Below are 6,296 nucleotides of genomic sequence, written 5' to 3' on the forward strand. Positions count from 1 at the left end.
GGAACCCGGCGAGGACCTGCGCGAGGCCGCCCTGCGCGAATTGGTGGAGGAGACGGGGGTGCCCCCGGAGCTTGTCGAGGTCGTGGCGCAGACCCGGGACATGCTCACCTACGACCTGCCGCATGATCTTGTTCCGCGCATCTGGAAGGGCCGGTTTCGGGGGCAGAAACAGGCGTGGTTCCTGTTGCGGTATCTGGGCGACGACACGCAGGTGAACATCGAGACGGAGGAGCCGGAATTCTCCGCCTGGCGCTGGCTGAAACCGGAGGACATGCTGGAGGGCATTGTGCCGTTCAAGCGCGACGTCTATGCGGCTGTACTCGACGATTTCCGCGAGTATCTGTGATGCGGATGCTTCGCCTGTCGATCTGTGGTGCCTTGGCGGCCCTGCCTGTGTCGGCCTCTGCCCTGAGCTGTCTGCCCCATTCCCTCGAAGGAGCGTATCAGCGGGTGGCTGCGGAAGAGGCCGAATATGTCGTGGTGCATGGTCGGCTTACCTTCGATGCCGACCTGCTGCCGGAAGTGGATATGTCCCGTCAGGCCGATACGCCACCCCGCACGGTGGTTCCGGCACGGCTGGAAGGGAAATCCATGACGCGGCGGGGCTTCGACATTCCGTTCGAGCAGGCCGTCGAACTGGATGTGCTCTGTTACGGTCCATGGTGCGGGTCTGCCGCCACGGGGCAGGATGTGCTCGCCTTTGTGCGCCGCGATGCGGAGACCTATGTGCTGGAGACGAACCCCTGCGGCGGCGATCTTTTCGGTACGCCCTCGGCGGAAATGCTGGAAAAGGTACAGGCCTGCTACGCGGGGGAGCCCTGTCAGCCTGAACGCCCCTGATCGTCGATCAGGGGGACATGCGCGCCCGCGTCGCGGGGCAATACCCCCGTCAGGCGCGGATCGTCCGCGATTTCGACTTCGCGTGCATAGGGCACGAACCCGCTGCGGATATAGAAGGGCAACGCCTGTGCGCTATCGAGCGTGCAGGTATGAAGGTGAAACCTTTCGATAGGCTGTGCGAATGCCAGTTCGATCGCCCGCGTCATCAGAAAACGCCCCGCGCCACTGCCTATGAGGGCAGACGTCAGCCCGAAATATGCCAGTTCACAGGCACCGGGCACGCGAAAGTCGAGCTCCAGCAAAGCGTGGTCGATGCCGTCTTTCCTCAGCGTATACACATGCACACCCGGATCGGACAGAATGGCGGCGAGTTTATCGTCAGCCATATTGGCGCGCCCGAACCAGAGCCATTCCAGCGATCCTACCCGGCGGAAAACGTCCCGGTACCAGCTGCAATCCGGCTCGACCTTTCGGAAGGTTACACCGTCAGGGAGGGCCAGATCTTTTGCCTGAGGCGGTGCGCGCATCTCCAGATGGGTCACCACCATTGCCAGTTTGCCCGCCGGAACGGGATGAAACCCGTCCGTCAGCATGTCAGGCAAGGCCTTCGGCACGGAACACCGCCAGCATGTCCTTTTCGGGGCGCGGGCCGAGGTGGCTGATGACCTCGGCGGCGCAGGCATTGCCCATGCGCCCACAGGTTTCGAGGTCACGGCCCTGCGCCAACCCGTAGAGGAACCCGGCAGCGAACTGGTCGCCCGCGCCGGTCGCGTCCACCGGTACGATCCGGGTCACCGGAATATCGACGCGGTTGCCTCCGCGAATGATCGTCACCCCGTCGCCCGATCTTGTGCAGACGACGAGCGGACAGATTGCCGTGATCTTGTCGAGCGCGTCTTCGAGGTCTTCTGTCTCGTAGAGCGATTTGATCTCGGCCGCGTTGCCGATGACGTAATCGAGGTCATGCTCGATCAGCGACAGGAAGTCGGCGCGATGCCGTTCGACGCAGAATGGATCGGAAATCGCGATGCCCGCCATGCCGCCCCCGGCCTTCGTGGCGCGCGCAGCCTCCCGGAAGGCCGTCTTGCCCGCTTCATGATCGAATAGATAGCCTTCGAGGAACATCAGTCGCGCCCGACCGCTGACCTCTTCCGGCACGTCATCCGACGTAAGGCCGGTCGAAATACCGAGATAGGTGTTCATCGAACGCTCGCCATCCGGCGAGACGAAGATCATGGAGCGCGACGTGGGGGTCTCGCCCTCGACGGGCGGGTTCACGAAGTCGATCCCGTTGTCGGACATCGCCCGCGCGTAGAAATCCCCCAACTCATCGTTACGGACGCGCCCGATAAAGGCCGTGGGCAGACCCAGCGCCCCGAAACCGGCCACCGTATTGGCAACGGACCCCCCCGGCGTCTGGATCCGGTCACGCATCGCGGCGTACAGCTGTTCTGCCCGGTCCTGTTCGATCAGTTGCATGATACCCTTCTCGATCCCCATATCCCCGAGGAAGCGGTCGTCGGCATGGGAAATCACGTCGACGACGGCATTGCCGATCCCGACCAGTTCGTAGGTTTTCATACGGTTTTGTCCTCGTAGGGGCAGATGTCGCGGATCAGGCAGGTCCGGCAAAGCGGCTTGCGCGCCTTGCAGGTGTAGCGCCCGTGCAGGATCAGCCAGTGGTGGGCATGATGCTGGTATTCGGCGGGCACGTTATCTTCGATGGCACGCTCCACGGCGTCGACCGTCTTTCCCGGTGCGACACGGGTGCGGTTGCCGACCCGGAAGATATGGGTGTCGACCGCCTGGGCGGGATGTTTCCACCACATGTTGAGCACGACATTGGCCGTCTTGCGGCCCACCCCCGGCAGCGATTGGAGCGCCGCCCGGCTGCTCGGTACCTCGCCATCGTAGTCCTCCACGAGGATTTGGCTCAGCTTCATGACGTTCTTGGCCTTTTGCCGATAAAGGCCGATGGACTTGATGTGCTCCGTCAAGCCCTCCAGCCCTAGGTCCAGCATCTTTTGCGGGGTATCGGCGACCTTGAACAGTTCCCGCGTGGCCTTGTTGACGCCCGCGTCGGTGGCCTGCGCGCTCAAGGCCACGGCCACCACGAGCGTATAGGCGTTGAGGTGCTCCAGCTCGCCCTCCGGCTCGGCTTCGGCGGCCTCGAACCTGCGAAAAATCTCGCGGATGCTATGATAATCGAGCGGTTTTGCCATCGCGGGACAGATATGGCCGTTTCCTCCAATGGCAACAAGGGCAAACTGGCGCGCGAAGGGGGCGGGCTTTGCGCAAGAAACGGGTCGCATGGCTGCCGCCGTGGGGTTATTTCTGGACCAGCGAAGGAGACCCCATGCTGCCCGAAGAAGAAACGCAATCCTATCACTATCAGGTCATGCGCCGCGCCATCGACCATATCGACAGGGCCGAAGACCCGTTGCAGCTCGATGCCTTGGCCGCCGAGATGGGTATGAGCCCGGCCCATTTTCAACGTCTGTTTTCGCGGTGGGTCGGGGTCTCTCCGAAGCGGTACCAGCAATATCTGATGCTGGGGCAGGCCAAGCGCATGTTGCGCGACAGTTTCACCACGCTGGAAGCGTCAGATGCGTTGAACCTGTCGGGCACCGGGCGCCTGCATGACCTGTTTCTGCGGTGGGAAGCCATGAGCCCCGGTGATTACGCCCGGAAGGGGGCGGGGCTGGATATCTACTGGGGCTGGTTCGACGGTCCGTTCGGAAAAATGCTCGTGATGGGAACCGACAAGGGCATCTGCGGGCTGGCGCTGGTATCGGAGACCGGCGAGGAAGCGGCCTTTGCCGATATGCGAAACCGTTGGCCGGAGGCTACTGTCACCGAGGCGCCGGAGCGGCTGACGGCTTGGGTAAACACCGTGATCGGGAACGGCGAGCCCGTGGAAGAGGCCGCGCCGTTGCATCTGATTGGGGCGCCGTTCCAGATCAAGGTGTGGGAGGCGCTCTTGGCCATTCCATCCGGTCAGGTCACGACCTATTCGGAAATCGCCCGCGCCATCGGTACGCCCAAGGCGGTGCGCGCGGTCGGAACCGCCGTGGGGCGGAACCCGGTCAGCTGGCTCATCCCGTGTCACCGGGCCCTGCGGAAGTCCGGCGAATTGGGGGGGTACCATTGGGGGCTTCCCGTCAAACGGGCGATGCTGGCCTTCGAGGCCGCCCGCGCAGAGGCCTGAGCGGGTACAATTGCGCGTTATTCTGCCGAAAAACACATTCGAGCAACTTTCACTGAAACCCGGATGCCCTATATTGCGTTCGCATAGAGACGCCTCGCCCGAACGGGGCCCGAAACACATGAAGGCAGTACGACAATGACAGTATCGAAAATTTCCCTTGCGGCCGCTCTGGCCGGTACAGTGGTTCTGGGCGCTTGTGCACCGGGCACCGGTATTGGTGCCGGTCCGAACGATCCGAACCAGCGCGCCAAGAACGGCGCATTGATCGGCGCGGGCGCCGGTGCGTTGATCGGTGCGCTATCCGAAAGTGACGGCGATCGTGCGGAAGGTGCCCTGAAGGGTGCCCTGATCGGTGGTGCCGTGGGCGCCGGTGTGGGCTATTCGCTCGACAAGCAGGAAGCGGACCTGCGCCGCGTGATGGACAGCCGGGTCGTCATCACCAACACGGGCGACCGCCTGATCGTGACCCTGCCGCAGGACATCCTGTTCGCCACAAACAGCACCGCCGTCCAGCCGACGCTGCAGGGTGACCTTGCGGCTCTGGCGCAGAACGTTCAGGTCTACCAGAACTCGACCCTACAGATCGTCGGTCACACCGACAGCGACGGTGACGCGGCCTATAACCAGCAGCTTTCCGAAGGCCGTGCGCAGGCAGTCGCCAATGTGCTGGTCGGTAACGGCGTGCCCCCGAGCCGGATCCAGACCTTCGGTCGCGGCGAAAGCCAGCCCATTGCCAGCAACCTCACCCCGCAGGGCAAGGCACAGAACCGCCGGGTGGAGATCGTTATCCTTCCCAACGCGCGCTGATGCCGCTTTGACATGACTTTGGCAAAGCCCCGGTTCGCCGGGGCTTTCGCATTTCTGAACCTCACGAAAGGGCCGCACTTTGACCGATCCAGAAATCCTGACCATCTGCGGCTCGCTCCGCGCCGGATCCTCCAACCGCATGCTGTTGGCGGAGGCCGTGCGCCTTTTCGGTCCCTGCCGTCACCGGGAACTCGACATCAGGCTGCCGCTTTATGATGGCGACGTGGAAGAGGCCGAAGGCGTGCCGCCAGAGGTACGGGAAGCGATAGATTGTATCGCGCGCGCGGATGCGGTGATCATCTCCACGCCGGAATACAACAAAGGCCCTTCGGGAGCGCTGAAAAACGCGCTGGACTGGATCAGCCGGACACCCGACAAACCTTGGACGAACAAGCCGGTTGCGGTGATGTCCGCCGCCATGGGGCGCGCCGGGGGTGAACGGGCGCAGCTTATCCTGCGCACCTTCATGGTGCCGTTCCGGACGCGGCTTTTGCAGGGGCCTGAAGTGCACCTCGCCCGGAGCCGGAACGCCTTTGACGAAGACGGGCGGCTCGTTACCGAACACTACGTCAACGATCTCACCGAACTGATGAAAGCCCTCAGGGCCGAAATAGAGCGCTGAGCGCCGAGGTCAGAGACTGTCTTCGACACGAAAGCCTGCGGGGATACGATCGCACCCCTCCAGTAGCAGGTCGGCCATGACTTCGGCGATGAGCGGCGCCATGCCGAAACCGATCTTGAACCCGCCATTGGCGATGTAATGCCCGGGCCTGCCCGGCCAGTGCCCAAGGATCGGCGCGCGGCTGCGGGCCCGGGGCCGCAGGCCCGCCCAGCGTTCGATCACGGGCGCCTGCCGCAGGGTGGGGACAAGGGTACGCGCGGTGTCGATGATCTGATCGAGCGCGGCATCGGTCGTATCCGGGCTGTCATAGATGCGCTCCGTCGTTGAGCCCACCGCAACGGTGCCGTCACCATGCGGTATCACGTGCAGGCCGCCCGCAAAAATTTGCGGGGCATTCCGGGCGTCATAGGCCAGCAGCGCGGCTTGCCCTTTGATCCCCGTGCCTACCATGCGCTGGCGTCCCTCCCCCAGCGCGGCGAGGCCAGCGGCCCCGGTGGCCCAGAGGGTCGGGCCTTGGTCGGACGCTTCTGTCTCTATAGTGACCCCCTTGCCGACAAGTGCTTCGACAAGCGCGCGACATCCCTGACGGGGATGGATGAGCGCGGACAGCGTGTCGTGGATCCAGTACCCGGTCGGGCTGTGGGGTCGGAATTTCGATGTGGGCGTATCCGTCACCGTCCAGCGCGCGTTGTCCTGCCAAAGCTCTTTCGCGGTATCTTCGCGCGCCCGTGCCAGTTCCAGCGCGGCGGCGTCTGCAATGGGCTGGAGCCGCCCGCTGCGGACATAGCCGGGATCATGCCCCGAGGCATCGGCGACGTC

At 63.7% G+C, this 6,296-nt stretch carries 9 protein-coding genes; 5 read left to right on the forward strand and 4 right to left on the reverse strand.

Annotation, left to right across the window (positions count from 1 at the left end):
- Window positions 1-346 (forward strand): RNA pyrophosphohydrolase (locus A3764_RS01460; RefSeq protein WP_067951074.1); only part of this gene is annotated, 346 nt, incomplete at its 5' end.
- Window positions 346-840 (forward strand): hypothetical protein, encoded by a 495-nt coding sequence (locus A3764_RS01465; protein ID WP_236627986.1) that lies wholly within the window; start codon window positions 346-348, stop codon window positions 838-840. The genes A3764_RS01460 and A3764_RS01465, both read left to right, overlap by 1 nt.
- Here A3764_RS01465 and A3764_RS01470 read toward each other — a convergent pair.
- From A3764_RS01470 to nth, 3 genes are read right to left on the reverse strand one after another with little or no spacing between them, the layout of a single operon-like run.
- Window positions 822-1,433, reverse strand: a complete 612-nt coding sequence (locus tag A3764_RS01470; protein ID WP_067920764.1) for a GNAT family N-acetyltransferase — start codon at window positions 1,431-1,433, stop codon at window positions 822-824. The genes A3764_RS01465 and A3764_RS01470 overlap by 19 nt on opposite strands.
- A 1-nt stretch (window position 1,434) precedes the next feature.
- Entirely contained in the window at window positions 1,435-2,421 is a 987-nt protein-coding gene (locus A3764_RS01475) for an adenosine kinase (protein WP_067920766.1), read from the reverse strand.
- The gene (gene nth, locus A3764_RS01480) at window positions 2,418-3,062 is read right to left on the reverse strand and encodes an endonuclease III (protein WP_067920768.1); all 645 of its coding nucleotides are present in this window, start codon (window positions 3,060-3,062) and stop codon (window positions 2,418-2,420) included. Before nth ends, A3764_RS01475 begins: the two co-directional genes overlap by 4 nt.
- A gap of 134 nt (window positions 3,063-3,196) precedes the next feature.
- Between nth and A3764_RS01485 the strand changes: the two genes are divergently transcribed.
- The 3 genes from A3764_RS01485 to A3764_RS01495 all read left to right on the forward strand — a co-directional run bounded on the left by A3764_RS01485 (window position 3,197) and on the right by A3764_RS01495 (window position 5,477).
- The gene (locus tag A3764_RS01485; RefSeq protein ID WP_067920774.1) at window positions 3,197-4,048 is read left to right on the forward strand and encodes a methylated-DNA--[protein]-cysteine S-methyltransferase; all 852 of its coding nucleotides are present in this window, start codon (window positions 3,197-3,199) and stop codon (window positions 4,046-4,048) included.
- A gap of 135 nt (window positions 4,049-4,183) precedes the next feature.
- Window positions 4,184-4,855: an OmpA family protein gene (locus A3764_RS01490; RefSeq protein WP_067951076.1), complete on the forward strand. Its 672-nt coding sequence runs from the start codon at window positions 4,184-4,186 to the stop codon at window positions 4,853-4,855.
- Window positions 4,856-4,934: 79 nt separating this feature from the next.
- Window positions 4,935-5,477: an NADPH-dependent FMN reductase gene (locus A3764_RS01495; protein WP_067924534.1), complete on the forward strand. Its 543-nt coding sequence runs from the start codon at window positions 4,935-4,937 to the stop codon at window positions 5,475-5,477.
- Window positions 5,478-5,486: 9 nt separating this feature from the next.
- On the opposite strand, the gene A3764_RS01500 is transcribed toward A3764_RS01495, so the two are convergent.
- Window positions 5,487-6,296 (reverse strand): NAD(P)/FAD-dependent oxidoreductase (locus A3764_RS01500; protein WP_067951078.1); only part of this gene is annotated, 810 nt, incomplete at its 5' end.

This window comes from Sulfitobacter sp. HI0129 (assembly GCF_001635395.1).
Taxonomy (GTDB): domain Bacteria; phylum Pseudomonadota; class Alphaproteobacteria; order Rhodobacterales; family Rhodobacteraceae; genus Sulfitobacter.